23 protein-coding genes and 1 pseudogene are annotated in these 25,641 nt (G+C 34.2%); 20 read left to right on the forward strand and 4 right to left on the reverse strand.

From position 1 onward, the window contains the following. Window positions 1-26: 26 nt before the first annotated feature. Genes NITER_RS07995 through NITER_RS08005 form a run of 3 tightly spaced genes read right to left on the reverse strand, consistent with a single transcriptional unit; the run spans window position 27 to window position 4,986 of the window. Window positions 27-3,233 carry a helicase-related protein gene (locus NITER_RS07995; RefSeq protein WP_084275057.1) on the reverse strand — a complete coding sequence of 1,069 codons (3,207 nt, stop codon included), beginning with the start codon at window positions 3,231-3,233 and terminating at the stop codon, window positions 27-29. Beyond that, window positions 3,230-3,778, reverse strand: a complete 549-nt coding sequence (locus NITER_RS08000) for a Uma2 family endonuclease (RefSeq protein ID WP_084275056.1) — start codon at window positions 3,776-3,778, stop codon at window positions 3,230-3,232. Before NITER_RS08000 ends, NITER_RS07995 begins: the two co-directional genes overlap by 4 nt. Before the next feature lie 11 nt (window positions 3,779-3,789). After that, the gene (locus NITER_RS08005) at window positions 3,790-4,986 is read right to left on the reverse strand and encodes an NnrS family protein (protein ID WP_084275055.1); all 1,197 of its coding nucleotides are present in this window, start codon (window positions 4,984-4,986) and stop codon (window positions 3,790-3,792) included. Window positions 4,987-5,193: 207 nt separating this feature from the next. Between NITER_RS08005 and NITER_RS08010 the strand changes: the two genes are divergently transcribed. The 11 genes and pseudogenes from NITER_RS08010 (at window position 5,194) to NITER_RS08060 (ending at window position 17,506) form a co-directional block, all read left to right on the forward strand. Further along, on the forward strand, window positions 5,194-5,799 hold the full coding sequence (locus tag NITER_RS08010; protein WP_084275054.1) for a TetR/AcrR family transcriptional regulator: 606 nt from the start codon (window positions 5,194-5,196) through the stop codon (window positions 5,797-5,799). Further along, a complete protein-coding gene (locus NITER_RS08015) occupies window positions 5,796-7,067 on the forward strand; it encodes a TolC family protein (protein WP_084275053.1) in 1,272 nt (423 codons plus the stop codon). Before NITER_RS08010 ends, NITER_RS08015 begins: the two co-directional genes overlap by 4 nt. Next, window positions 7,064-8,158: an efflux RND transporter periplasmic adaptor subunit gene (locus NITER_RS08020; RefSeq protein ID WP_084275052.1), complete on the forward strand. Its 1,095-nt coding sequence runs from the start codon at window positions 7,064-7,066 to the stop codon at window positions 8,156-8,158. Before NITER_RS08015 ends, NITER_RS08020 begins: the two co-directional genes overlap by 4 nt. Before the next feature lie 3 nt (window positions 8,159-8,161). Beyond that, on the forward strand, window positions 8,162-11,263 hold the full coding sequence (locus NITER_RS08025) for an efflux RND transporter permease subunit (RefSeq protein ID WP_084275051.1): 3,102 nt from the start codon (window positions 8,162-8,164) through the stop codon (window positions 11,261-11,263). A gap of 50 nt (window positions 11,264-11,313) precedes the next feature. Beyond that, window positions 11,314-11,990 (forward strand): annotated as a pseudogene (locus NITER_RS08030) (sulfite exporter TauE/SafE family protein). A gap of 9 nt (window positions 11,991-11,999) precedes the next feature. Next, window positions 12,000-12,413, forward strand: coding sequence for a permease (locus tag NITER_RS08035; RefSeq protein WP_084275050.1), 414 nt, complete (start codon window positions 12,000-12,002; stop codon window positions 12,411-12,413). Then, window positions 12,410-12,889: a permease gene (locus NITER_RS08040; protein ID WP_084275049.1), complete on the forward strand. Its 480-nt coding sequence runs from the start codon at window positions 12,410-12,412 to the stop codon at window positions 12,887-12,889. Before NITER_RS08035 ends, NITER_RS08040 begins: the two co-directional genes overlap by 4 nt. Continuing rightward, window positions 12,882-14,093: a chromate efflux transporter gene (gene chrA, locus NITER_RS08045; protein ID WP_084275048.1), complete on the forward strand. Its 1,212-nt coding sequence runs from the start codon at window positions 12,882-12,884 to the stop codon at window positions 14,091-14,093. Before NITER_RS08040 ends, chrA begins: the two co-directional genes overlap by 8 nt. Before the next feature lie 41 nt (window positions 14,094-14,134). Then, window positions 14,135-14,452, forward strand: coding sequence for a hypothetical protein (locus tag NITER_RS08050; protein WP_084275047.1), 318 nt, complete (start codon window positions 14,135-14,137; stop codon window positions 14,450-14,452). Next, entirely contained in the window at window positions 14,442-15,725 is a 1,284-nt protein-coding gene (locus NITER_RS08055) for an APC family permease (RefSeq protein ID WP_084275046.1), read from the forward strand. Before NITER_RS08050 ends, NITER_RS08055 begins: the two co-directional genes overlap by 11 nt. 389 nt (window positions 15,726-16,114) lie before the next feature. Further along, the gene (locus NITER_RS08060) at window positions 16,115-17,506 is read left to right on the forward strand and encodes a COG3014 family protein (protein ID WP_084275045.1); all 1,392 of its coding nucleotides are present in this window, start codon (window positions 16,115-16,117) and stop codon (window positions 17,504-17,506) included. 6 nt (window positions 17,507-17,512) lie between these two features. Here the strand turns inward: NITER_RS08060 and NITER_RS08065 are convergent, their stop codons facing one another. Beyond that, a complete protein-coding gene (locus tag NITER_RS08065) occupies window positions 17,513-18,187 on the reverse strand; it encodes an ankyrin repeat domain-containing protein (protein WP_084275044.1) in 675 nt (224 codons plus the stop codon). A 137-nt stretch (window positions 18,188-18,324) separates the two neighbouring features. Here NITER_RS08065 and NITER_RS08070 point away from each other — a divergent pair, with 137 nt between their 5' ends. From NITER_RS08070 to NITER_RS08110, 9 genes are read left to right on the forward strand one after another with little or no spacing between them, the layout of a single operon-like run. Further along, complete coding sequence (locus NITER_RS08070; RefSeq protein ID WP_084275043.1) at window positions 18,325-19,059, forward strand: hypothetical protein; 735 nt, start codon at window positions 18,325-18,327, stop codon at window positions 19,057-19,059. Window positions 19,060-19,101: 42 nt separating this feature from the next. Beyond that, window positions 19,102-19,701: a hypothetical protein gene (locus tag NITER_RS08075; protein WP_084275042.1), complete on the forward strand. Its 600-nt coding sequence runs from the start codon at window positions 19,102-19,104 to the stop codon at window positions 19,699-19,701. A 3-nt stretch (window positions 19,702-19,704) separates the two neighbouring features. Continuing rightward, window positions 19,705-20,748 (forward strand): hypothetical protein, encoded by a 1,044-nt coding sequence (locus NITER_RS08080; protein WP_084275041.1) that lies wholly within the window; start codon window positions 19,705-19,707, stop codon window positions 20,746-20,748. A gap of 3 nt (window positions 20,749-20,751) precedes the next feature. Further along, a complete protein-coding gene (locus NITER_RS08085) occupies window positions 20,752-21,945 on the forward strand; it encodes a TAXI family TRAP transporter solute-binding subunit (protein ID WP_084275040.1) in 1,194 nt (397 codons plus the stop codon). Between the two features lie 2 nt (window positions 21,946-21,947). After that, on the forward strand, window positions 21,948-22,484 hold the full coding sequence (locus NITER_RS08090; RefSeq protein ID WP_084275039.1) for a pentapeptide repeat-containing protein: 537 nt from the start codon (window positions 21,948-21,950) through the stop codon (window positions 22,482-22,484). Then, window positions 22,460-23,200 (forward strand): GIN domain-containing protein, encoded by a 741-nt coding sequence (locus NITER_RS08095; RefSeq protein ID WP_084275038.1) that lies wholly within the window; start codon window positions 22,460-22,462, stop codon window positions 23,198-23,200. The genes NITER_RS08090 and NITER_RS08095 overlap by 25 nt, the downstream gene beginning before the upstream one ends. Next, window positions 23,197-23,607, forward strand: a complete 411-nt coding sequence (locus NITER_RS08100; RefSeq protein ID WP_084275037.1) for a YcfL family putative periplasmic lipoprotein — start codon at window positions 23,197-23,199, stop codon at window positions 23,605-23,607. Before NITER_RS08095 ends, NITER_RS08100 begins: the two co-directional genes overlap by 4 nt. A gap of 10 nt (window positions 23,608-23,617) precedes the next feature. Then, complete coding sequence (gene lpoB, locus NITER_RS08105; RefSeq protein WP_084275036.1) at window positions 23,618-24,262, forward strand: penicillin-binding protein activator LpoB; 645 nt, start codon at window positions 23,618-23,620, stop codon at window positions 24,260-24,262. Window positions 24,263-24,276: 14 nt separating this feature from the next. Continuing rightward, on the forward strand, window positions 24,277-25,641 hold the full coding sequence (locus NITER_RS08110; protein WP_084275035.1) for a DUF6844 domain-containing protein: 1,365 nt from the start codon (window positions 24,277-24,279) through the stop codon (window positions 25,639-25,641).

A 25,641-nucleotide genomic window follows, 5' to 3' on the forward strand; every position in this document is an offset into this window, starting at 1 on the left:
CCTAATTCAAAGTCATATTTTAAATTTTATACAAATGTCTCTGATAAAATTATTTTAGCATTAAGTGATATTTTTTTGTCATTTTTGTTTTGTGTATTATCAAGATTATATTTTAAAATCAACTCTTCGATTTTATTTGATATATTTGAAACATTTTCTTTTTCAAGTTTTTTTATCTCTTTTGAGAGATTTTGGTATCTTCCAGTCTCTAAAAGTTCTTTAAACTGTTTATATCTGTTTATATCTATATAACCTTTATCTCGCCAGCTTTTAAGAAGTCTTAAAGCCTTTTTATCAGTAGCGTTGCTAATTTTTGTCCAATTTGTAGTTGTGATGATTTTATTGATACTTTCTTTATAAAAGTCTATGGCTTTTTTTACATGCTCATAATGTATACTACTTATTGGCAGTATTGATTTTGTTTTTTGTGAAGTTTTAAGTTGCTTTGCCATCTCAAGAAAATTTACTGCTTTACATAGTTTACTATCTACCAAAAAATAACTTTTAGAGTTGTTATTTTTTATAAAAACAAATGATGTGTTTTTAGGCTCTTTTTCTCTTTGTACTCGAATTTTCGGAGGATAGTTTTTGATAATTTCAAATTTTTTAGGATAGGCTTTTTTAAACTCTCTAATCTCTTCTAAATATTTTAATTCCTCATCTACCTCATCAATTGTTTCTTCAAAAAGTTTTACACTTCCTACTTCTTCTTCAGTTGAATATATTTGACTATCTTCGCCAAATGTTGAGTGAAAAGTTTGTAGTTTTACAAAAGCTTTTTTTGAAAGCTCAATTAAAGCATCACTTTTTGCAGTTGGAATGAAGTTATAAATATAAATCTTATCAAACTTTGTACCTATCCTATTAATACGCCCAATCCTTTGCATTAATTTTGTCGAGTTCCAAGGGATGTCATAGTTATAAATAATATTGCTTCTATGAAGGTTAACGCTTTCACTTAAAGTATCGGTAGTAATGATAATATTAAAATCGTTTTTTTGTTTTTTAATATCAAAATTTGCATCAAAGTTTTCTCTAATAATCTCTTTTAGTTTTTCTCTATTGCCTCCATGAATACATAATATTTTAAAATTTTTAAGCTCTCTTTCTAAATAACAAGCTGTCTCTTTAGATTCAGTAAAAACAACTATTTTTTTGTCTTTTTGCTCTTTTAGAACTTGCTTAAATTGCTCCAATTTAGGGTCATCATTGAGATCTTGCCAAAGTTTGATAAGCCTAGTAAATATCTTTAGTTCCTCTTTTAGTTTTGGTAGATATTCTTTTTCAAAATCATCAGGATTAAACTCTTTTATTTTTCCGCTTTCAAGCATAGTATCTATTTTTTCATCCACATCTTCAAGATCAAGCAAATCGTAAATATCTATTTTAGAGCCTATAAGAATTCTACCTTCTTCAAACATTGCAATAAGTTTTTCCAAATTCCTTTTTTGTCTGTATAAAGAGGATTTAAAAGCATAAAATGAGCTTTCAAATCTTTTAACAAGTAAAAGCTGCATTAAACTAGCTAACTGTAAAGCACCTTTTTCAAAAATATTTTCACTCACTTTGCCAAATTTAGCTCTTGCTTCTGGTTTTAAATAATAAAGCAACTTATATCGTTCATATTGAAGCTTTTGGGTTAGGATAGTTACAGTTTCATCAAAAGCTTTGGTCAATGAATCACTCATTTTATATTCTATTTCTTTAACCGGCTCGACTATTGGAATATTTAGTCCTTGTTTTTGCAAATCTTTTGCATACATAGGATGAGTTAATATATCTAAACGAGTTCTTCTTACCATTACTTCTCGTAAAATATTATCTCTAATTTTTTGCGCTAATTCTTTCAGCTTTCTCTTTTGTTCAATTGTTAATTTTGTTCCTTCTTTTAAAATCTCTTTGTATTGTCTGCTTATATCACCAAAAAAGCTCTCCAAGTTTGGATAAGAAGGTATTGTTGAGTTTCTTTTATCTTGAAAGAGATAAAGTTGATTTGCTATATCCATTGGTCTATTATTTAAAGGTGTAGCAGAAATGAGAATAACTTTTTTTTGATACTTTACTCTCTCTTTACAAATTCTCTCAAGCTCTTTGTAACGGCTTGTATCATAATTTTTAAATTTATGCGATTCGTCAATTATTATAAGTTCATAATTTTGAGTATCTTGGATTTGCTCTAACTTTCCTATAGAGATTATGTCATAATGTCTAAATGAACCTATATCAAATCGTTTAAATGTTTCCTTCCACTCTTTTTGTATTGAAGGAGGAGCTATAACTAAAACCTCTCCTTTGATTTCAAAAAGAAGTTTTTTTACAATCATAGCAGTTGTTACAGTTTTGCCAAGTCCAACCACATCAGATAAGAAAAAACCGTTATGTTTTTTAATTTTTGAGATTCCTTCATTAACAGCATCTATTTGATAAGCAAGTTTCATATAGCCTTTAGGAAGTGTTGAAGCAAAGCTCGGATCATATTCAATTCTATCCTCAAAATGCTCTATTAAAAATTTTATATACAATTCATAAGGAGTAATCTCTTTTAAATAGGATCTATTTTTAATCTCTTGAATATCATCCTCTTTTAATTCAACTGCACTACTCCAAAGATTTTCAAACTCTTTTAAAGCAAAAGCAATATCATCACTATCTTTTAACTCTACATTAAATTCAAAATTGGATTGTAATCCGTTTGCAGTAAGGTTTGATGAGCCTGTTATTACTGAACCTATATATTCTATAGTTCCATCATGTCTAATAATCTCTTTTTGTCTTAAAATATAGATTTTAGAATGAATATTTTTATTTGGTGAAATTCGAATTTCAAGTTTTTTATTTGCAAGGTAAGAGGCTAAAAGATTGATACTTTCTTCTATTTCTTTTTCATAAGGCTCACTGTTTAATCCTTCATATTCTATAACTCCTATGGAGTTTTTTTCAATTTGACCATTAAGTTGTTCTTGAATAAACCTATCAATAATTTGCAAATTATCAAAAATATTTGCCTCTTTTCCTCTCTCTTTGGCTTCATATATCCATCTATCAACATTGATACCAACAAGTATTCTTGCTTTTTCTATATCTTTTAAAAGTTTTGCAATTTTTATAAAACCGCTAATGCGGAAATATCCTATGAGAAATTCTAAGTATTTAATATTGTGATGTTTTAATATATCAATTAATCGATTTTGAAGTGTATTGTTATCTCTATTAGTAAAAAATTTTGAATTCATATTTTTCTATATTTTTTAAATACTCTCTTAAAATCTATTTTTGCAGGACATTTGCTCTCAGTAAACTCATAAGTTTCATGGGAAAAGTCACCCTCTTTAATAAATCGCTCGCCATTATGCTTAAATATTTTTGCACGCAAATCATCCATATATATAAGTACATAGTATTTTACTCCCTCTGTCTCATAGAGAGAAAATTTTACTACCTCATCACGCCTTGCAGTTTTGGGAGAGATTATCTCTACAATTATGAGTGGTGCTTTTGCTATGTAATTTTCATTCTCATCATCACATACCACTGCAATATCTGGACGTACAACTGTATCTTCAGCAATCTTATAATCTTCTTCTACCAATACTTCACACTCACCACAATCTTCAAACCACTCTTCCAATTGCGTAGAAATTTTTACAGTCAAACTCTGATGACGCTTTACTGGAGATGGAGCCATGGTATAGGCTACTCCATCAATCAGCTCCCAATCACCTTCCCACAGCTTATAATCTTCATATGTGTAATGTTCTAGATTTTCAAGTGCTCCCATGAAGTACTCCTCTACTTCATTGTACCAAGTTTCTCTCCAAAAGCTAAAATCTTAAAATATTTCCCCAACCACCAAATAAAAAGTACTAAAAAAAGTGCAGCACTTATATCAAAAAATGGAAAAACTTTTCCTTGTGCGGCAAAAAGGCTAAATAGAACTCTTCCTAACACAACAATTTGCGTAAAATAGAAGATCCATACTGTCACCCTATCTACTCGCAGCATATTACCACTATGTCCCAATGTCACCCGTGTACCAAATCCTATAAGGATAGTAGTCAAAAATCCTAAGAGCAAAAGATGCAAAGGGAGCGCAAAACTATAGACTCCCGAAAAACGCTCATACGCCTCTATCAGTGAACCAAGTATTAATCCACCAGCTAGCCAAAAAAAGGCTATATGCAAAATCCAAAGTAGAGGCTCTTTGTTTGGAAAAGGAAGGGCAATCTTTTTGAGTTCCCATGCTATTAAAAGACCAGCGAGAAGATCTACTACAAAAACTCCAGCAGGATAGAGACCATGCAAGAACGAATGGAGCAAAAAGAGCACAAAAATCTCTAAATGTAAAAATCTACTCCTTTTCCAATCCATAACATGGCTAAAAAACGGCACCATACGCAGAGCTACCACAAAAGCTAAAAATATCATATAAAGATAGACACCAAAATTGACTGCAGTATCGAAAAAAACTCGGGTATTACAACGACACGATATTTGTGAAAGCAAAAAGAGAATATCACTCATAACTCCTACACCCAAAGCTACAATTATCCAATATTGATCCTTTTTAGGAAGCTGGCAGGATTTATAAATCCCATAAAATGTACGTAAAGTAAGAGCAAATCCAGCTGCGACAAAAAGAGCTGCTGCAAAGAAGGCAAAAGGAAGCCATATTGATACCAAAAAACTAAGAGTTGCTATTAACTGCAGGAGAAAAACAGTTAAATAAATTCTTGCATCTATTGGCATAGTTCCGGAAAATCGCGGAAAAGTGGTATATAAAAACCCATAAAAGAAATTGGTAAATACTAAAAAAATCATGGAGTAACTATGAAAAAACTTAGCATCAATATCAAAGACACCTCTATATGCAAGGATAAAAAGTCCCATAAAAATAATTGCATTTACTACTCCTAAAACAAAAAAAGGCTGATGGGGCTGGGAAAAAAAGTAGTCACGTCTAGAGAGCTTTTGCTGCGTAAATTGCATATATCTCCTTTTTTTAAAAAGTATATCCTATCCTCTTATTATGTTGCATTGATATAAAACAACTTGTTCTTTATCAGAGATTTTTCTGTTTTCTTTCCTTAATAAAAACTGTTTTTTTCAACAGGTTTTATACAAAAAAAAGAAAGAGTAAGATTCAATTAAGTTATATTTTGTTACTATTTACTTAACAATCAGTAAGGACAATAAATGAGCAAAAAAGAGGAGATTCTTACAATTGCTGCAAAGCATTTTGCTACCTATGGCTATACAGGAATCTCTTTGGATAAAATCGCCAAAGAGGCTGGTATTACAAAGCCAGCAATCTATTACCATTTCACCAACAAAGATGAACTCTATGAGGCGGTACTACTTTTTCGATTTGATAGGCTTTTGAGTCATTTGAATGATAAAGTTGTAGCAAAAAAACCGGTAGAAAAATTAGTGCAATATATTGAAGGTTTTGGAGAGTTTTTGCAACAAAACTCCTGTTTTGCAGCGATTTTGGCTCATGAATTTGCCGATAACGGGAAGCATATGAGTGATGTTGCTGCACGATATCTTTCAAAAACTCTCAATTTACTCACATCGATTCTCAATGAAGGAATCGAAAAAGAGGAGTTTGCGATAGAAAATCCCATGGTGGTGCAGATGATGATCGTAAGCTCGCTCATTATGCATCAAACGACCAAAGAGCTTCGTAAGCGTGTGGCGAGTTTTGTAGAAGGGTATGAGGTAATGCCTGAACCAAATATAGAGGATTTTGCAAAACTGTTAGCTAGAAAAATGATTAAACTAGTAAGGAAAGTTCCATGAAAAAAATGTTTGTCTTGTCGGTAGCTGCATTTGTTACTTTGCAGGCATCCCAGCTGCAAGAGCTTTTTAAAGCTCTAAAAACGAAGCCTGTTACTGAAGTGGACAGGATCGCCATAGATATTGTGAGACTGCAAAAGCAAAAAGTACAGGATAGTCTCTATCCAGAGTTCAACCTCTTTGCCAGTTATGAATACTATAACCGTGATACAAACCTAAGACCCGTTCCTCCTCCGGAAGCCAACAGGCGCATAGCCAAAAAAGAGCCTCTCCCCTTTGCTAAAAATATCCAGCGAATTGGTGGGATGTTTTCTATGCCTTTGTTTGTCAAAAAGCTTTTTACCCTGCAAAAAAAGCTTGATTTCTTGATAGAAGCAGCTAAGCTCAAAAAAGATTTGGATATTTATAAAAACGAAGCAATTCTGCTTGCAAGCTATGCAAATCTAAACTATTTGAAAGATCTCAAAAGAGCGCTCAAAGCCAGAAAAGCATCGCTTCTTAAAACCTATGAAGATGTGAAGATAAAGGTTGAAAGTGGCAGAGCCGCGCCGATTGCTTTGGACAAGATCGAGTCTGTACTTGATAGTTTAGACATTGCTTTGGAAAATGTCAAAGCAAATGAAGCCAAAGCAAAAGAAGCAATTGAAAGCCTTACCGGAGTTGCGGTATCACAGATTGAGCCTATAGTGCAAAAAAATGCAATTGAAAAAAATGACCTTTTTGTATTGAAGCTTTTTGATCAAAAGATCAAAGCACAAAGAAAAGATGTAGAAGCTAGCAAAGATGAGTTTGTTCCAAAGCTTATTTTGCAAGGAAGTTATACGAAAGATTATGCTCAAGATGATGTGATGTTCGATAAAAGTATCGATACCGATTATGGAAGTTTGGCGCTCAAACTTATTATACCGCTTTCAAAAGCGAATCTCACGCAAATCGAAATTGCAAAAACCGCTCTTTTAAAGGAGCAAAAACAAAAAGCTCAAACAAAACTTGAGCTTCAGGCCCAGGCAAAATCACTCCAAAAACAGCTTGCTTTCAATGAAAGAGCACAAAAACTTGCACAAAAAAAAGTCCGCCATCAAGAAGAGCTTTTGCGCTATGCAAAAACGGCATATGATGTAGGAAGACTTACCCAAGAGGAGTACTTAAGATATGAAGAAGCGCTATTAGATGCTGAAGCAAATCTAGCTTCGCTCAAAGCAAAAAAATGGCAGATTGTTGGAAAACTTGCCGTAATCTATGGAAATGATTTAGAAAGGATTGTCAAATGAAAAAGTGGATTAAACTCCTTATCTTCTTACTGATTGTAGTGTTACTCATTATAGGTGCTGTAAGGCTTGTGAAAAAGAGAAAAGCCCAAGAAGCCGCGATTCCTATTGCAAAAGAGTATACGGTATTGGTACACACACTGCAGCCAAAAACGAAGCATGTGACTCTAACAGCTGATGCGATAGCGGTAGTACAAAATGATGCAAACATAAAGATAGCTTCAAAATATCCAGGCCGAATTATTGCGTTAGCAAAAGTTGGAGCAAAGGTTAAAAAAGGGGATATTGTTGCCTGGCTTGATGATACTCCTTTGCAATCAAAACTGACAAGTCTCAAAGCACAAAAAGAGGCTGTAGCGCAAAGCATTGCCTCAACAAAAGTAGTTCTTAGAAATTTAAATAAAATCCATGCAAGAACCAAAAAGCTTTTGGCAGTTAAAGGTGCTTCTATTGAGCAGTATGAAAAAGAGCAAAATCAAATTAGCGCTACAAAAGCACAACTTGCAAGCCTAAGAGCGAAATTGGCTTCTTTAAAAGAGAGTATAAAAGAGATTCAAAATGAGCTTACCTATACAACTTTACGCTCAAATGTCGATGGTGTTGTTGCAAAACGATTTGCTAATGAAGGTGATATGGCGATGCCAGGGAAACCAATTATTGCAATCAATACCAACACAGATAGTTATTTGGCAGTGAGACTGCCAAAAGATATGCCTGTTTTTGGTGTTGTTTACAATAACAAGGTCTATCTGGTTACGCCGTTACAATCAACATTCCACTCATTGGCTGAGTATAAGGTTGATGTCAAAGATCCAGCTTTAATTGCAGGTGAGAGAGTTAATGTTGCAGTGGTGACTTTTCAAGGAAAAGGGGTGCTTTTACCGCATGATGCGATTTTGAATCGCAATGGTAAAAGCTATGTTCTGGTTATAAAGGGCAATAGCGCTGAGGCAAAAGAGGTACATATCATAGAAAATGCCAATCAAGGTGTTGTTGTAAAAGAGAGTCTTAATGGCAAAAAAATCGTTGTTGCAAAACCAGATATCATGCTTAAACTCTTAAGTGGAATAAAGCTTAAAGAGATAAAAGGATAGCGTATGTTTGAATATTTTTATAAACGGCCCTATCTGCTCTTTAGTTTGATAGTTGGCTTTTTTGCGATGGGGATTATTGGATTGAAAGCACTTCCAAAAAATCTTTTCCCTGATGCCAACAGACCTCAAGTCGTGGTCATTACATCAGTTCCGGGAGCAACGGCCGAGGTTGCAGCAAATACAGTAAGCAAGCCGATAGAAGAAGAGATTAGCCGAATCAGTCTCGTTCGCGATGTAAGCAGTGTCAATGTGGCAAATTTTTCTATTGTCAAGGCTGAGTTTGAGTATGAAAAGGGACTAGAAGCTGCGGCTGTAGATGTGGCGAATGCTTTGTCGATTGCTAAAGGCAAGCTTCCAAAAAACGCCAATCCTTCAGTCTATACGGTAGGGGACTTTACGCTTCCTGTTGAGGTTGTGGCGCTGAGTCCTAAAAACAAAAATATCAGTTTGGCTGAAATTAGAAAAATTGCCGAATCGCATATCAAGCCATACCTTTTAGCAAATCCTCATATTGGAAATGTTGAGGTTTTTGGAGGATATCAAAGTGCCATAAATATCGAAGTCGATCCATTTAAAGCCAAAAAGTATGGAGTCGATTTTGACACATTGGCAAAAGCGTTGTTTGCTCTTAATAAAGATATTCCAATAGGGTTTACCAAAAGCAAAGAGAGCTTTTATACTATTACTTACTATGGCGAAAAAGACAATATTGAAAAGCTCAAAAATCTTCATATCTTGCCAAATGTAAAATTGAGCGATATTGCAAAGGTATCTTGGAGCTATAAAAAACGAACAAGCGGCTATCTTGGAAACGGTAAAAATGCGATTGCTTTGTCAATTCAGCGAGCGCCAGGTGGGAGTGTATTGGATGTAAGTGATGCTGCAAGAGCGGAAATTGAAAAACTCAAAAAACTCTATCCAAATATCGATTTTGAGATTGCCGATACGCAACGAACACTCATTGAAACAGCCAATGAAAATATGCTAGAAGCCCTAAGAGATGCGATTGTCTACACCCTTTTGGTGCTGCTTTTCTTTCTTGGAAACTTTCGAGCGATTTTGGCTGCTGGTATCTCGATCCCGCTTGTCTTTTTTGGAACGATTGCAATTATTTGGCTGGGTGGAGGAGAGCTCAATATCGTAATCTATACAGCCATTATTTTGGCCTTAGGGATGCTGGTTGATGATGCGGTTGTTGTACTGGAAAACATCGAAAGACATTTAGAGCTCAATGAAGATATGCAAACCGCAATCATCAATGGTACCAAAGAGGTTTTGGGACCAGTCTTTGCGGGAACCGCTGGAACGATTGCTATCATTTTTCCACTCATGTTTGTAGGCGATTTTCCAGAGCATATCTTCAGACCCCTTATTTCAACGCTTATTATTGCACTGCTTGTGAGCTACTTTTTATCCATTACCTTTATTCCACGCTTTTCAGCAGTGCTTTACAAAAACGGAACAGGTAAAACAAAGGTTGAAAGGTGGTTCGAGGATGTCTACAAATATACTATTGGACGACTGATTGGTCCCTATGTAAGTGTTTTGAAGTTTTCCAATGGAAAATGGTGGGCACTTAGGCGAATGATGCTTACTGCTGCTGTTGTATTGACATTTGTCTTGAGCCTCAAAAATGTTATGCCTTTAATTGGAAAAGATGTGATGCCTCCAATGGATACGGGGATTATCAAAGCGCAAGTTGCTTTTAGTGCCAATGAGACTGTCGATAGTGCTGAGAAAAAACTGCACAAATTTTTGGTATGGCTTCATAAACAGCCGTGGGTAAAATCAAGCTCCGTTGCCTTTGGGAGCGAGTCCGGAGTGTTGAGTCTTGGAAGCGGAAATTTGCCTAGTGAAGCGACTATTACAATTAATGCAGTTGATCGATTCCACAGAAAAAAAACGATTTGGGAACTTGAAAATATTATTCGAGATAAAATCGCCCAGCTTCCAGGTGTCAAAAAAAACGATGTCTTTGATTTTGGTGCTACTGCCCTTTCAACCATTAAAGCACCTCTTGATATAAGAATTAAAGCCGCTGATTATGAGAAACTACCTGATAAGGCAAAAGAGGTCATTGATGCGATACGAAATGTCAAAGGGCTTACCTCTATCAGTCAAAGCTGGGATAAAGATTTTCAAGAAGTGGTCATTAATATCGACAAAAACAAAGCACTTTCCTATGGTGTCACACCATATCAGATTGCTATGCAAATACCAATCAAGGGGCAAATTGTCTCACTTGCAGCCGATATGGCTACGATGAATACGCAGTTTGTGCGAATGTATCTCAAAGGCAAATTCAATGAAAATATCCAAAACCTCAAGCTTTTGCCAATCAAAACAAAATTTGGCGAAATTCCTTTAAGCGAATTTGCAAAAATCTCTTATCAACTGACTCCAGCAAAAATTGAAAGAGATAAACTGCTTTATAGCATTGATGTGAATGGATACAGAGCAAAAAGACCGGTTACACACATCACAGATGATGCCGATAAAGCGTTGCAAAAAGTTGATACAACAGGCTTTGTCGTAACACAAGAAGGAGATATCGCTCAGCTCCATGATAGCTTCAAGCGAATGATAAAAGCGATCGCCATTGGAGTAATTATTCTTATAATGACTCTTGTAGCTATTTATGAATCTGTCAGGCTTGCAATCATTATGATTTTGGTATTGCCATTATCTATGATTGGCGCAGCGTGGGGAATGCTCATTTTCCATAAACCGAGCTGTATGCCAAGTATGGTAGGGTTACTGCTTTTATTTGGAATTATCATTAAAAATGCAGTCCTTTTAATTGACTTTTACAAAGAGTACGAAAAAGAAGGAAAATCTCCATTTGAAGCGGCGATTGAGAGTGTTAAGGTGCGATTTCGCCCTGTTATGATGACAGCATTTGGAACGATTGCCGGGATGATTCCAATTGCTTTAGAGCAAGCGGTCGGGTTAGAACGACTCAGTCCTTTGGCAGATGTGGCAATCGGCGGGCTTTTGGTAGGAACGCTTTTGACACTTATTTATGTGCCAATGTATGCATATATCACAGATCCTAGAAACAAAAAGACAAATCCGATAGAAAAAGTTGAAGAGTCACTTTCATGAGCTATATAGCGTACTTTCTCCTTACTCTTGTACTCTCCACCCTCTTTGCTATGGGTGGAGTGGGTAGTGCGATTGCTTTGGTGCCTATACTACACTTTTTTGGATTGGAGTTTAATCTCTCAAAAGCTATCGGGCTTTTTGTCAATACCTCAACAACCATAACTGCAACGATAATGAATATAAAAAGAAGGGTTTTAGATGTTCGGTTTGCTTTTCCTCTGGCTATCTCTTTAGCATTGTTTGCACCTATTGGAGCATATTTTTCAAAAGTGGTTCCAGAAAATCTTGTAAAGAGTATCTTTATCGTTTTTTTGTTTTTGCTGGAAGTATGCTTCTTTTTGGAAAAAAAGATCAGAAATTTCATTATGAAAAGGTGTGGGTTTTAATAGTCTTGGGAGCTTTTGTTGGTATTGTAAGCGGTCTTTTGGGTGTTGGTGGAGGAAGCTTGCTTATGCCTCTTTTGATTTTGCTTGGATTTGATGCTAAAAAAGTGGCAATTGCTATGAGTTTTGTTATCCCTTTTTCAACGTTTAGTGCATTTTTAACATATCTGAGTTTTGTACAAATCGATTGGTTACTATTGGGTATTGTTACAGCTGCAGCAATTTTAGGTGGATATATAGGTAATTATGTAATGCATTTTCATTTAAATCAAAAACATATTAAAAAAATCATTGGCCTTTTATTGTATGGTATAGGAATGAAAATGGTATTGAGTTTGACATAGAGGAAGCAGATGCCTGATGCACTTTATAAATCTTTCAAGACTCTTTTGAAAATATTACCTATGCTTTTAGGAGTGATTGGAATAGTCGGCATTTTCAAAGTCTTTATAACCCCTGATCTGCTTGCATCTCTTTTTACCAAAAACCCTTTTTATGATACATTCATCGGCCTTTTTGCCGGAGCCATTGCAGTAGGCCAGGCGATTATAAGCTACATTGTAGGTGGGGAGCTTCTTAGCAGCGGCGTTTCAATGTATGGAGTAACAGCGTTTATTTTGGCTTGGGTTACTCTTGGAATTGTGCAGTTGCCACTGGAAGCAAGTGTGCTGGGCATTCGATTTACCATTCTTAGAAACATTTTGGCTTTTGTTTTTACCTTCTTGATCACCATCGCAACTGTTTGGACGCTGGAGCTTTTGGGATGAGGGGAAAATGGTTTTTGCTCATCGTCATTGCAAGCTATATCGCTCTTTTTTTCTTTTACCCTCAAAAAGCTTCTTTGGCTTTGCAGGAGTCTTTTTATCTTTTGATCAAGATTGCACCTATTTTAGCCGTTGTCGTTTTAATCAATGCCCTTATCAACTTTTTTATCGACCCGAAAACATTGGCAAAACATCTAAGCCGTGAGGGTGGGATAAAAGCATGGATCATAGCACTGTTTGCCGGGATTCTAAGTCACGGTCCTATGTATGCATGGTATCCGCTGATAGAAGATTTAAAGAAAAAAGGGCTAAGGGATTCTTTAATAGCCCTCTTTTTTTATGCAAGGGCTGTGAAGCTACCACTGCTTCCTTTGATGGTACACTATTTTGGATTAACATTTACAATAGTGTTGAATATATACATAATCATAGGAGCCCTATTGCAAGGGATGATTGTCGAAAAGATGGAAAATGAGTGATAAAACAGTAAGCCGAAAAGAGACTCCGACCCTTTGGCAGCTTTGTTGGGCATATTTTCTTTTAGGCTTGAGTGCATACAGTATGGCGATGCTGCATCAGTTAAACGACCTTATCGTAAGAAAAGGATGGCTGAGTCAAGAAGAGATAGATGAGGGGCTGGCTATGGTGCAGCTCTATCCTGGACCCATCTTTGTCAATCTGGCTACCTATTCAGCCTATCATATTAAAGGATTTTTTGGTGCTGTTTTGGCTACTTTTCTTTTTATTTTGCCATCTTATCTATTGATGCTGCTCTTGTCGTGGCTCTATTTTCGATATGGTCATATCGGATGGGTTCATCCGATCTTTATTGCCATAGAGGCGATGGTAGTAGGGATTGTTTTGGAAGTAACGATCAATTTTTCCAGCCGATATATTGATGAAGGCAAAACTGCACTGATAGCCGGTATCGCGCTTATATTGATGCTGTATGGTATGAATGCCTTTTGGGTTATCATAGTTGCCGCAGTACTTGGACTTTTCTTTTTTTCTTCAAAAACTTCTCAAAAGGATTATGAAAACACAAAAGAGTATGAAGTGGTATTTCCTGGTAAATGGCAGTGGCGTATGGTAGCTATTTTTCTTGCAGGTTCCATTTTTGTACTGCTTTTTGCAGTAGGATATATATGGCATACCGAGTCTGGGGAGCTGCTCTTTTCTATGTTCAAAGTGGGAGCAGTGGCTTTTGGCAACGGAATGACCATAATGCCGCTGCTGCAGCAAGAAGCGGTAGTTTCGCATCACTGGCTGACATTGAAAGAGTTTGCAGACGCAATAGCTTTTGGTCAGATTACACCAGGACCCTTCCTCATTACCGCCACTTTCATCGGTTATAAAGTCAGTGGAGTTTTGGGAAGTGCTTTAGCTACAATTGGCATATTCTACCCTTCTTTCTTTTATACCCTTGTTATGAGTGAAGTGTATGAAAAGATTAAAAACTTTGCTCTAATTCGCAGTGCTTTAAAAGGGATCTTGGCAGCTTTTACCGGTATGCTCATCTTTGTTTTGCTAAGTCTTGGCAAAATTGCTCTTGTAACTCCTGCAACATATTTCTGGGCGATTGGAGCTTTCATAGCGGTACGTTACTGGAAAATAAATATTGTATGGATCTTTTTGGTGGGCATTGCAGCGAAGCTTGTGCTCTACTTTACGGGCATGGAATAAATGATGAAATATTCTATAATATAAAAAATTTAAGGATTAGTATGAGTTTGGAATATTGCTATCCATTACAAGAGGGGGAAATGCTTCATGCAGAGCACGAAGAGTGGCCTTTGTTTGATGTAACGATCCATGGAAGTGATACAGAGCGGGTAAAGCTTGCCAAAAGGCTTGTCTGCTCTGTCAAACATTTGCCGCTTCGATTAAAGATTCACTATGAAAAGGATGCGATGAAATCGATCGAAAAGGGTGTGGCAAAAGATCCAACCCTAGAGTGGCAAGGCAAAATCTTGGCTGATGGGCTCGTGAGTGCAGAGGAGCTGACACAGATTTTTGAAAGGCTTATAGAAGATGAGAGATAAGCTTGGTCTTAAGGAGCTTGTAGCCATCGGCATAGGGAGTATGATCGGTGGCGGGATCTTTTCAGTCATGGGTGTTGCTGATGAGATTGCAGGGCATGCAACAGTTTTAGTCTTTGTAATTGGAGGTATCATTGCTCTTTTTGCAGGATACAACTATGCAAAATTGGCACTTGCGTACAAAGTTGACGGTGCAAGCTACATCTATCTGAAATACGCTTTTCCGAAAACTCCAGCTATTGCAGCAATTACAGGTTGGAGTGTGATAGTAGGATATATTGGTACACTAGCACTTTATGCTTATACTTTCGGATCATATGGAGCTGCAATGCTTGGATATGCTGACAACTATCTTGTACGCTCACTTCTTGCTTTTGGAATCTTGACGCTTTTTTTGTGGATCAATCTTCTGGGTATCAAAGAGATGGGAGAGAGCGAAGATGTTATCGTCTTTTTTAAAGTGGCCATTATGATGACAATGGGAATAATTGGCCTTTTTTATCTCAATCCTTCCCATTTCCAACCCTTATTTGATAAAAGCTTTAGTGGAGTCCTTCTAAGTGCAGCTTTGGTTTTTGTGGCATTTGAAGGTTTTCAGCTTATTACCAATTCTGTGGCTGAGACCGAAAATCCCGATCGCAATACACCACTTTCTATCTATCTTTCTATCATTATTGTCACTCTCATCTATGTGGTTTTAGCTATAGCCGTTATTGGAATCTTAACACCACAGGAGATAAAAGCTGCAAAAGAGTACGCGATAGCTGAAGCACTTAAACCAATTCTTGGCGAATGGGGATTTGTTCTAGCCTCCATCGCAGCGATGCTGGCAACCAGCAGCGCTATCAATGGTACACTTTTTGGAGCTAGTCGCATGATGGCAGATATCGCAAAAGATGGGATCTTCCCCTCAATACTCTCATATAAAAATGCTAAAACAATTCCATCCCATGCCCTTTTGGCTATGTATGTTTTAGCTACACTCTTTGTGCTCTATGGGAGTTTGGATAGCATCATTGCATTTTCAAGTATGACTTTTTTACTTGTTTCTCTGGCTGTAGCCATCGCAAATACAAAACTCTATAGACAAACAAACTCTTCTTTAATAATCATTTTGCTTTCCATTACTTTGATGAGTATTACAGTGAGTCTCATGATCTATTATCTTTTTGAAAATGAGCCAAAAACACTTTTTGATATTGCAATGATATATGGGCTTATCATTGTAAGTTTTACATTTTATTACATTTTACAAAGAAAGCGACTAAAAAGATAAAATAAGGTCTTAGCATCATTTAAGTAGTGAAACATCTTTGCTTGAGCGAATAGATTGTAGATATAGCTATTTATCCCTTCTCATCCTTTTTTGCCAAAGATCTTTTAACATTGCTTTTGATTAATACTACTTTTTAACTTTCCATATTTATTCATATAATGAATAAATTAAATTATAATTTATTTATTAGTACTTCAATGTTTTTCGTTAGACTTTTATATACTAAAATTTTATTTATTATAAAGAAACAAGATGGATGCTACAAAACTTATCACTTTCTGCTTTGCTATTAAATAACTGTATAAATTTTTTAAGTTAGTATAATATTATTTTTGTATACTATAATTTAAGATAACAAGCTTTCAATAATAGCACTCAAAAGGAATTGCATGTTTCATAAAAAAGTAGTTTTGCTCCCTACCATTATAATCTTAATCCTTTTTACAGGATGTGCTCCTAGTGTAAAAAATCTTGGAAAATCATCTGCTCATATGCAGGAGACAAAGCACGTTGCAACTCAATTAGAATATAAAAAGCTTTTTGATAAATATCTCGATGAAAATAAAACAGATGATCTTCTTTGGGATTATGAAGCTGGCACAGTAGGATATTATGTTAAAGAGTACAAAGATAGTGTCTTTTACTTCGATAAAGCAGAGGATTTAATAAAAAAATATGATGAAGAGATCTTAGCTTCAAAAGTACTAAGTAATGTAGGAGCAGCTCTCACAAATGATACCTTTATGAACTATCGCCCAAAAATCTATGAAAAAATCATGGTTAACACGTATAAAGCTATCAATTTTATTAATATGGGAGATTTTCAAAATGCCAGAATAGAATTTAATAGAGCTTTAGTAAGAGAAGATAGAGCAAAAGAGTTTTTTGCAAAAGAGATCGGAAAAGAGAAAGAAAAACTCCAGCAAGAACAAAAGAAAAAGCTTCAAAATGTTAAAATCAAAAAGGAAACGACTAGTCCAATTGAAAAAAAATACTCCAATCTTTTTGCCTTTAAACCTTATAGAGATTTTACAAATCCATTCACCAGCTATCTTGCAGGTATATACTTCCTCAGTATTGGAGACTATGACAAAGCTACAGATCTTCTAAAAGAGTGCTACGGAATGATAAAAGGTCTGGACGCAGGTGCTGATTATGTCAAAGCAGATTTTGAATTAGCTGATAAAATGAAAGGTTCTTTGACACAAAGAGCTAAACATTATACATGGGTTATCTTTTCGAACGGACTTGCTCCAAAAAAAGAGGAGTGGAAAATCGATGTCCCTGTTTTTTTAGTATCAGATAAAGTACTGTATACAGGTATTGCTTTGCCAACATTAAAAATGAGACCGAAAGCATATAGGTATCTTGAAATCACAACACCCTATGGGACAAAAAAGACAAAAGAGATAGCAACTATGGATAGAGTTATCAAACTAGAATTTAAAAAACGCTTTCCTGTTATTATGACACGGGCACTGACTAGAACAATTGTTCAAACTGTCATTCAAAAACAGCTTCATGATAAGTATGGTTTCTTTGGCGGGCTAGTAGGTGCAGCTTATCAAGGCATCATGAATAAAGCAGATACAAGAATGTGGGAACGACTACCAAAAGAGTTTCAAGTAGCAAGACTCCGCACTCCTGAAAAACTTGATATTTTTACTCCAGATAAAAAACACATTGTTTCAATTCTTACAAATAGTGCAAAAAATTATATTGTATTTATCACAATTCCTTCTAAATCGAGTGAACCCATAGTATCGTATCAAGCTTTTTGAGAGAGATTATTTTCTCTCTCCTAAATGAATATCAATATTTCCTGTATTTTTACTGCCCTTTATAATATGCGAACTCTCTATATGAGAATTATGCTTTTTTTTGGTCTTCTCTCGAAGCTTTTCAAAAAATTTTTTATGTTTTTGCTTCTGTTTTTCAAAATCCTCATTAAAATTATCATAATCTATCCACTCTTGATTATTTTCTGTACCAAATGATCGTAAGAGATCCACAACATTTTTATCGTTCCTTTTCGCGGCAATTTCTAAGGGCGTGAGATTGTCTCCATTTTTTAATTTTAATGCTATCGCAAAAGATGGAGAAAGCATTAAAAGTTTTATCGCATAAGTATCTCTATTCATGACTGCTAAATGTAGAGGTGTATTGCCGGCACCATCTTGTATTGCGATATTCTTTTTTTGATCGATTAAAAATCTCAATAATCTATATTTTTTATATAAAACTGCATAGTGCAAAAGATTTCTTCTATTGATATCATATTTATCTAAAACAAAAAGGTGACTTTTTACATACTGCAATATACTATTTTCATTGTCATATCTTACTCTATAAAAAATAGAGGTATTTTGATCACTATTAATATTCACATCTATATTATCACTAAAAGCAAAGAGGTTTGCTGATAAGAATATCATTAAAAGCAAACAGCATTTATATTTCATCTTAGAACTTTCTATAAAAAATAATATTTATTTCAGAAATATTGCATCCCTTATAAAATTTTATTCATTTAATCTTTAATTAACATAAAATGTTTTATAATATTTATGAAGAGCCAATAAAACAAAAGGAGAAAAAAATGAAAAAGTTAGTTCTTGGAATAGTAAGTGTAAGTTTAATTACATCTTCGCTATTGGCTTTAAGCAATAAAGTTGAGGTGAAAAACTCTACAATTTTGAATAAAACAAAAATTCTTAATTCAACTAATCGTGGAAATGCAGGTATTGAAGTAAAAGGAAAAAATGTCAAGATAAAAGATTCCACAATTAAAAATGAAACAACAATAAGAGATAGATCAACAAACACTGGAAACGCAGGTATTTCGGTAAAAGGGAAAAATGTTAAGATAAAAAAATCCACAATTAAAAATGAAACAACAATGAGAAATAGATCAACAAATACAGGAAACGCTGGTATTGAAGTGAAAGGTAGAGGAAATGTAAAAATAACGAATAAATCAAAACTTTTAAACAAAACAGAGATGATTCGTTCAACAAACACTGGAAATGCTGGTATTTCAGTAAAAGGGAAAAATATTAAGATAAAAAAATCCACAATTAAAAATGATACAACAATGGTCAATTCTCAAAATTATGGTGGAAATGCAGGTATCTCAGCTAAGGGTGGAAATGTTGGAATAACAAAGTCAAAACTTTTAAATAAAACAATGATGATTAACTCAGAAAATCGTGGGAATGCCGGCATCTCAGCAAAAGGGAGAAATGTAAATATAAAAAATTCCACAATAAAAAATGATACAACATTAGTCAATTCAAAAAATCGTGGGAATGCAGGAGTCAAACTGGGAGACTAAAATAGAAGGTGGATTCTTCCACCTTTATGGAGAAAGGAAAAGATGAAAAAACTCAATCTTTTAATAGTATCAGGTTTTTCCTTTTTTTGTTTTGCTTTTAGTGAAGCAACAATTTCACAACAAAATCCTACATCTTATAACACAAACAATAAACCTTCAGAAATTATAAAACAAATGGGGGCAGAAGCATCTTCGCATCCCCAAGTTCAATATGGCAAAAGCTTTAACGATGAATTTGAAAATTTTGGAAAAGATAAAAAAATCAATAAACTCTATTATAGAAATATGATAAAGCAAAGAGCAAAGAGGAATCCTAAAAAATATAAATTTAAAATTATTAGAAAAAGAAGTGATCTACAAAAAGTAGGAGTAGAAGTAAAAGATAAAAAAAGAGTGAGAGAAGTCTATAACTATACTGAAATCAAAAATATCACTTCTACATCTTTACATGACAATAAGGAAAAAAATGTTGGTGTTGTTATTGATAAAAAAGCAAAATTGAGAAAAGTTGTTAATATTGTCGATATTAAAAATGTTCATACAAATGAGAAATTAAATAGCGGTGTTGAAATTAAATCAAAAAAACTTCCATCAAAAATTATAAATAGTGTTCAAATAAAAAATAGCAAAATTGGAGAGTAAACAGTGAAAAAGCTAGCATGGTATCTCAGTCTGGGTTTAGCAATAATGTTACTAAGTGGCTGTGGAATTGCAGCTGCTAAAAAAAGAATTCCAAAACTTGAAAAGCCGAAGCAAGAGGTAACAACTAATGAAACTAAATATAGTGTCTCCCTGCAGACAATAGGCGACATGCTCTATGAGATAGAAGATCCAGATATCTACATCTATATTCAGCCTATAACGAATAAAACAACAGGAATAGGAAAAGTTCCAGAGGATATTGCCGGTATGCTCAAAAGTTCTTTTATGAATATGGGATACAAAGTGCATGTTGTCTCCAATCCTGACTTTATCCCAAAAGGAGCAGAAGCTTTTGTTATTGAAGGTGAAATTAGTGAGTTTGATGCAATCAAAAGCGAAAATGCAAATTACAATCTTGGACTCTACTTTGGAAAAGGACAAGGGGAAACGGACATAAGCAAACAAGCTGATTATGGATACCAAGAAATTAAACTGGGAGTCGATTTACGAGCTATAAATTTAAATACACTAGAGTATGTACCTTTTGCTTTCGCAAAAAACAAAGTTATTATAAAACGACTTACCGACTCAAATGAAGTAGGCTTCAATATAGCCGGAAGTGGTTATGCTCTAACAGGAAGCGCAAGTGTACAAAATGGTGTGCATGAATCCCTCCGACTTTTAGCAGAAGCAAGCAGCGTAGAGTTATTAGGAAAACTGCGACTCCTTCCATATTGGTTAGCAATTCCAGGAGCAATGCCAGAATATCAGGTAATCAACAATTATAAAAGAAAATTTCGTTCACTTCCACCGGAAAAAAAGGCTATATATGTCTACTATTTACTAGGAAAATTTTATCCAGATATGAATGAAAACAATTTTTACAACTACATAATTAGATTTAAAAAAGAGTATGGCATATACCCACCAGATGATACAATCACACCGGAGCTTTTTGTAAAACTCTTGATCAATTTACCAAATACACAGGTAAAAAGAAAAATAGAGTATAAACGAAAAAAACTTTTAAAATCAATTTTGGAGTAAAGCATGAGAATACTCCTTTATATATTGCTATTATCAGCTGTTCTTTTTGCAGATAAAATCGCTACGAGTTACCAAGGTACATCTGATTATAATGTCATTAGCAACAGCATTCTCAATACATATTTCACTATCGAAGAGACAAAAGGCGATATTCAAAGCTTGCGCTCTCTTCTAAAAAATCCCGCTACTTCATTAGCAGTTGTCCAAGAAGATATTATCAAAGATGTGATAAGAGAAGATTTTGCGCTCAAAGAAAGATTAAAAATTGTCTCTCCTCTTTATAGAGCAGCTATACTCATAATTACTCCTAAAAATAGTGAAATAAAAAATCTCAAAGACCTCTCCAATAGAAGAGTGATAGTTGATAGTGAAGGGAGTGGAGATTTTTATACCTTCCTCAATCTCCAAGAAAAATATACCATAACGCCAGAAATTTTTAATATCAAGAAGAATGAAGCTATAAAATATTTAAAACGAAGCAAAGCTGATGCCTTTTTCTATATAGGCAACATCAAAGATATTGCTTATCTCTACCCTTCTTACAATTTTATTCCTGTAGTAGACAGCAATTATAAGCTGGGCTTTTTCGATATTGATAATAACAATAGCATAAGAACTGCATATCTAGATAAATTTTTACTCTCAACTACACAGAAAGAAAAGAGACTTCCAAAAACGGATCTCCACAAGCTCCTTGCAACACTTTTAGTAAAAGGAGAGAGAGAATATCTTTGTGGGTTTACAAGAAATACTCCAGTGCAGCTTGAAGATTATATCTATTTTGTCTGTGCTGAACATATTACACCACAACAAAAATCTCCTAGTATCACTCATGCTAAACATAAAAAGAAAATAGCAAAAAAACTTTATTACGATGATATAGAAGATATTACAATTTATCCTATAGCATTAAAAAACAAAAATTTTGACAATTATGGTACAAGTTATATTGTCGAAAAAACTAAATTGGACAATGCTATAAAACTCATAAAAAAAGAGATTAAAGAGGATCCATCTTGCAAAATCGTCATTATTAGCAAAGGCAATGAAGCTGAAGCTATTGAGCATGCAAAACTTATTAACAGATATTTCAAAAAAGCCCACATTAAAAGAAAATATATTATTAATAAGGTTTTACCTATTCCATGTAATGACAACTGTTTTTACAGCACAACCATAACATTTAAACAGTTATAACGATGTTTACAAATACTTTTATACTCTTTTTTCTCATATCGTCGTCTCTCTTTGGGTATGTTTTTGAAACGAATCCTATTAATAATAAAATAGATCAATTCAAAAAACAGCTTTTAGATACAAGAACTATCTCTAACAAAATATTCCGTGATCAGGTATTTAATAAAAAGGATTTTAAAAATTACAAATTTGAAAAAGTAGAGTTTATTCATTGTAATTTTAATGCAACCAATTTTCGCAATAGTAAATTTAACAAAGTAGTTTTTAAAAACTGCACCATTTACAATAGTGACTTTAGATTGACTCTCATAAAATTTAGCAAATTTATAAAAAGTGAAATAAAGGTTTCCTATTTCAATAATGCAAAATTACATTTTATAGACTTTATCTATTCAAAGTTACCAGGAACCAGTTTTGTACAAGCAACATTACATAATTGCAGATTTATAAAAAGCGATTTATCTTCAGCTATTTGGCCCAATGGGGAAAAATGTATGAAAGGAAGTTTTGAAAAATGTATCTATTTACAAAAAAGATAAACTTACTTGCAATTTTTTTGTTATTCATCGGAAATACACTCCTCTTTGCTGATAGCAACATCATCTCAAACAAGACAATAATATCTCCTGGTAGCGTTGTACATGGCAATACAGGAATCATTATTAACGGGAAAAAAGTATCGGCTCCTCATAAACAAGACTTAGCAAAAAGGATCGCAAAAAATATTCAATGCAGTTTTGACAAAGTAGTATTCAAAATAGATGGAATGACTCTTCATATACAAAATGGAGACAAAGAGTGCAAAATCATATATCCGCAAATACTAAAAAACGGGCTCAAAATAGCAAAGAAAACTTTGGAGTTGAAAGACTCAAAAGAGATTGCTTATGGTGCGCCAATAGATTTATATATTCACAGTATTCATACCATTTCTCTTATTGGTGATATTTTTTTAAAAGTTGATAAAAAAATCGATACACTCAATCTTACAGTTCAAGGTGATGCAGACATTGAATTTAAAAATGCAGTTAATACCATTTCTTTAGATATAATTGGAGATGCTCAAATTAAATTGCAAGATGTTCAAAAAGCTACTATTAACTACAGTGGGGATCTGTTTTTGGAAATAGAAAAGATTAAAACCTTAATATTAAAAGGGACAGGGGATGTGATTATCAGACCAGGAGATGAACATTTTACATTGATAAAATCTATAAATGGTGATTTACACATCATAAAAAAGGAGAAAAAGTGAACATAAAGACTTTGAAAATATGGAGTATTATTGCGGTGCTCATTCTTTCAACCGGATGTGCCCCCTCTACATACCCTGCACACAAAAGTGCAAGCAACGTTTTAAAAAGTATAAGCAATGAGTATATTATCAACAATATTCCATTAGATTATAAAGTCTCTATTGTCAGCTATAACTCCAAGTATACTAATGACCTTTTACATGTCTCTGTTGACATCAAAAATCATAAACAGGAGCAATATGAGCTAGAGTATCGATTTAGATGGTTCGATGATACCGGATTTGAAGTTGATGCAACACCTTGGCTGCCTCTTACACTCAATGCTATGGAGTATAAAACAATTCAAGGAATTGCTCATAGCCCTCAAGTCGAGTCTTTCAAATTTTATATAAGAGTAAAACAGTAAAGGAGCGATGATGAAAAGAAAAACCATTTATATATCTCTTATAATAGCAAGCATATTTGTTTCTGGATGTGCAGTAAGTAGTCAACCCCACTATATTGATAAAGAAAAATTAGGCACATCTACACCGACAACTCTTGGTCTTGATTATGAAGATATTGAAAGAGCTTCACTGAAACTTGTAGATTCTATGCTACGCTCTCCCTACCTCAACAGAATGTATGAGACAAAAATGAAAAAAGAGGGAAAACCTCTTATTATGATGATTAGTGATTTTACGAACGATACCACACAGCGCCTCGATATTGACCAGATAGTCAAAAAAATACGTATAGCTCTTCTTAATAGTGGTAAATTTATTGTAACAACTGCTCTTAGAGCTGGAGGCCCGGAAGATAGAGCGACATTAGAGCTGAGAAAGCTTAGAAAAAATAAAGAGTTTAATCAAAAAACAATTGCAAAAAAAGGAACAGTTGTTGCTCCAGATTTAAGTTTATCTGGCAAAATCATTCAACGAGTCTCAAAACTGCCAAATGGTGAGCAACGAGTTGATTACTATATCCAAATGAGTCTTACTGATGTAACAAGTGGTTTGGCTTTTTGGGAAGGTGAAGAGGTTATTAGTAAAGCTGGTAGCTCTAAATCTGCACCATGGTAAGAAAGGAGAATACCTTGAAAATATATAAAATTCTATTACATTCTTTAATAACTAGTTCACTTCTTGTATCAATATCTTCAGCCAATGCATCACAAAATAGTATCAATCAGCAAGATATACAAGAGCAAAACAGCTTATCTCAACCTATAGTTCCAACAGCCTCAGAGAAAATAGACGACTGGGCTGATGCATTTTTACAAAAAGTAGGAATTCCCTCTTTTGGGGAAGTAAATGGAAAATTTTTCTATTATGCACAAGAAGCAGTATCAATTCCTGCAACAGATCCCCAGTTTGGAAATGCTTTAGTCAATGCATATGATAAAGCTTTCTTTGCTATTATGGAACAGTATGCAAAAGATATGTATGGTAGAGAAACAGTTAATGAAATAAGACATTTTTTTTCGGACTCTTCGACAAATGCAGCGAAAATTGAGTTACCAAACAATTACACAAGAGGTTTTTGGGGAAAAATTCTAACAATTTTGGATAAAAATCTAGATGTAATTGATAAAACTCTCGATAAAAAGCTCATTGAACTTGGAGTAGATCCTAAAGAATTGCAACACATGTCTCCAAAACAGAAAAAAGATCTCTTCAAAGATAAATTTATAAAAAATGTAATTACCAAAGCAAGCGGCGATGTTTCTGGTATTTTTACAATTCAATCAGCGTGGGCATCAGATAAAAATGGTAATTATGTAGTAGGTGTTATCGCTGTCGTCAGCCCTAAAACTAAACAGATTGCAAAAGATATTAAATACCATAGAAAATCTCTCATTAAGGGCAAAGGAAGAGATATACAATCTTTAATTCCACACTCTCCACAAGAACTATCAAAAACACTAGGTACACGTCTTGTATATGATATCGATGGAACTCCAGCAATAATTTCTTATGGAATACAAAGCTATATTCCAAATAAAGATCACTATATCAATGTGAGACTCAAACAAAATGCAAGAGAGGGTGCAATATCAAATGCTGATGCACAAATTGCAATGCTAGTAAATGGTTATCTAAGTACAAAAACATCAAGACAAACAGGTGAAGAGATTAGAAAATATGTAGAACGAGAACTTAAACCAGACAGCGATACGATTGAAAAAACAATTAAAAATATAATCGATATTACAAATAAACAAGCTCAAGCTCATGCATCCATGAATTTACAAGGAGTCAGTACAGTAAAAACATGGAGATATACTCTTCCAACAGGACAAAAATTGGTAGGTGCTGTGAGAGTCTGGAGATACGCGACACTGCAAAAAATTAATCAATTTAAAAAAGGGTACAAACAAACAAGTAAACATACAACAAACAAAAGTGGTAAAAGTGGATTTGGAGAAAGCCAAATTGTAAATGATATCAATGATTTTTAA

This window comes from Nitratiruptor tergarcus DSM 16512, from assembly GCF_027946175.1.
Taxonomy (GTDB): Bacteria; Campylobacterota; Campylobacteria; order Campylobacterales; family Nitratiruptoraceae; genus Nitratiruptor; species Nitratiruptor tergarcus.

Excerpts from the sequence above, each read along its gene's own strand:
- NITER_RS07995 (WP_084275057.1), bottom strand. The coding sequence starts at position 3,233 with ATGAATTCAAAATTTTTTACTAATAGAGATAACAATACACTTCAAAAT.
- NITER_RS08000 (WP_084275056.1), bottom strand. The coding sequence starts at position 3,778 with ATGGGAGCACTTGAAAATCTAGAACATTACACATATGAAGATTATAAG.
- NITER_RS08005 (WP_084275055.1), bottom strand. The coding sequence starts at position 4,986 with ATGCAATTTACGCAGCAAAAGCTCTCTAGACGTGACTACTTTTTTTCC.
- NITER_RS08010 (WP_084275054.1), top strand. The coding sequence starts at position 5,194 with ATGAGCAAAAAAGAGGAGATTCTTACAATTGCTGCAAAGCATTTTGCT.
- NITER_RS08015 (WP_084275053.1), top strand. The coding sequence starts at position 5,796 with ATGAAAAAAATGTTTGTCTTGTCGGTAGCTGCATTTGTTACTTTGCAG.
- NITER_RS08020 (WP_084275052.1), top strand. The coding sequence starts at position 7,064 with ATGAAAAAGTGGATTAAACTCCTTATCTTCTTACTGATTGTAGTGTTA.
- NITER_RS08025 (WP_084275051.1), top strand. The coding sequence starts at position 8,162 with ATGTTTGAATATTTTTATAAACGGCCCTATCTGCTCTTTAGTTTGATA.
- NITER_RS08035 (WP_084275050.1), top strand. The coding sequence starts at position 12,000 with ATGCCTGATGCACTTTATAAATCTTTCAAGACTCTTTTGAAAATATTA.
- NITER_RS08040 (WP_084275049.1), top strand. The coding sequence starts at position 12,410 with ATGAGGGGAAAATGGTTTTTGCTCATCGTCATTGCAAGCTATATCGCT.
- chrA (WP_084275048.1), top strand. The coding sequence starts at position 12,882 with ATGAGTGATAAAACAGTAAGCCGAAAAGAGACTCCGACCCTTTGGCAG.
- NITER_RS08050 (WP_084275047.1), top strand. The coding sequence starts at position 14,135 with ATGAGTTTGGAATATTGCTATCCATTACAAGAGGGGGAAATGCTTCAT.
- NITER_RS08055 (WP_084275046.1), top strand. The coding sequence starts at position 14,442 with ATGAGAGATAAGCTTGGTCTTAAGGAGCTTGTAGCCATCGGCATAGGG.
- NITER_RS08060 (WP_084275045.1), top strand. The coding sequence starts at position 16,115 with ATGTTTCATAAAAAAGTAGTTTTGCTCCCTACCATTATAATCTTAATC.
- NITER_RS08065 (WP_084275044.1), bottom strand. The coding sequence starts at position 18,187 with ATGAAATATAAATGCTGTTTGCTTTTAATGATATTCTTATCAGCAAAC.
- NITER_RS08070 (WP_084275043.1), top strand. The coding sequence starts at position 18,325 with ATGAAAAAGTTAGTTCTTGGAATAGTAAGTGTAAGTTTAATTACATCT.
- NITER_RS08075 (WP_084275042.1), top strand. The coding sequence starts at position 19,102 with ATGAAAAAACTCAATCTTTTAATAGTATCAGGTTTTTCCTTTTTTTGT.
- NITER_RS08085 (WP_084275040.1), top strand. The coding sequence starts at position 20,752 with ATGAGAATACTCCTTTATATATTGCTATTATCAGCTGTTCTTTTTGCA.
- NITER_RS08090 (WP_084275039.1), top strand. The coding sequence starts at position 21,948 with ATGTTTACAAATACTTTTATACTCTTTTTTCTCATATCGTCGTCTCTC.
- NITER_RS08095 (WP_084275038.1), top strand. The coding sequence starts at position 22,460 with ATGTATCTATTTACAAAAAAGATAAACTTACTTGCAATTTTTTTGTTA.
- lpoB (WP_084275036.1), top strand. The coding sequence starts at position 23,618 with ATGAAAAGAAAAACCATTTATATATCTCTTATAATAGCAAGCATATTT.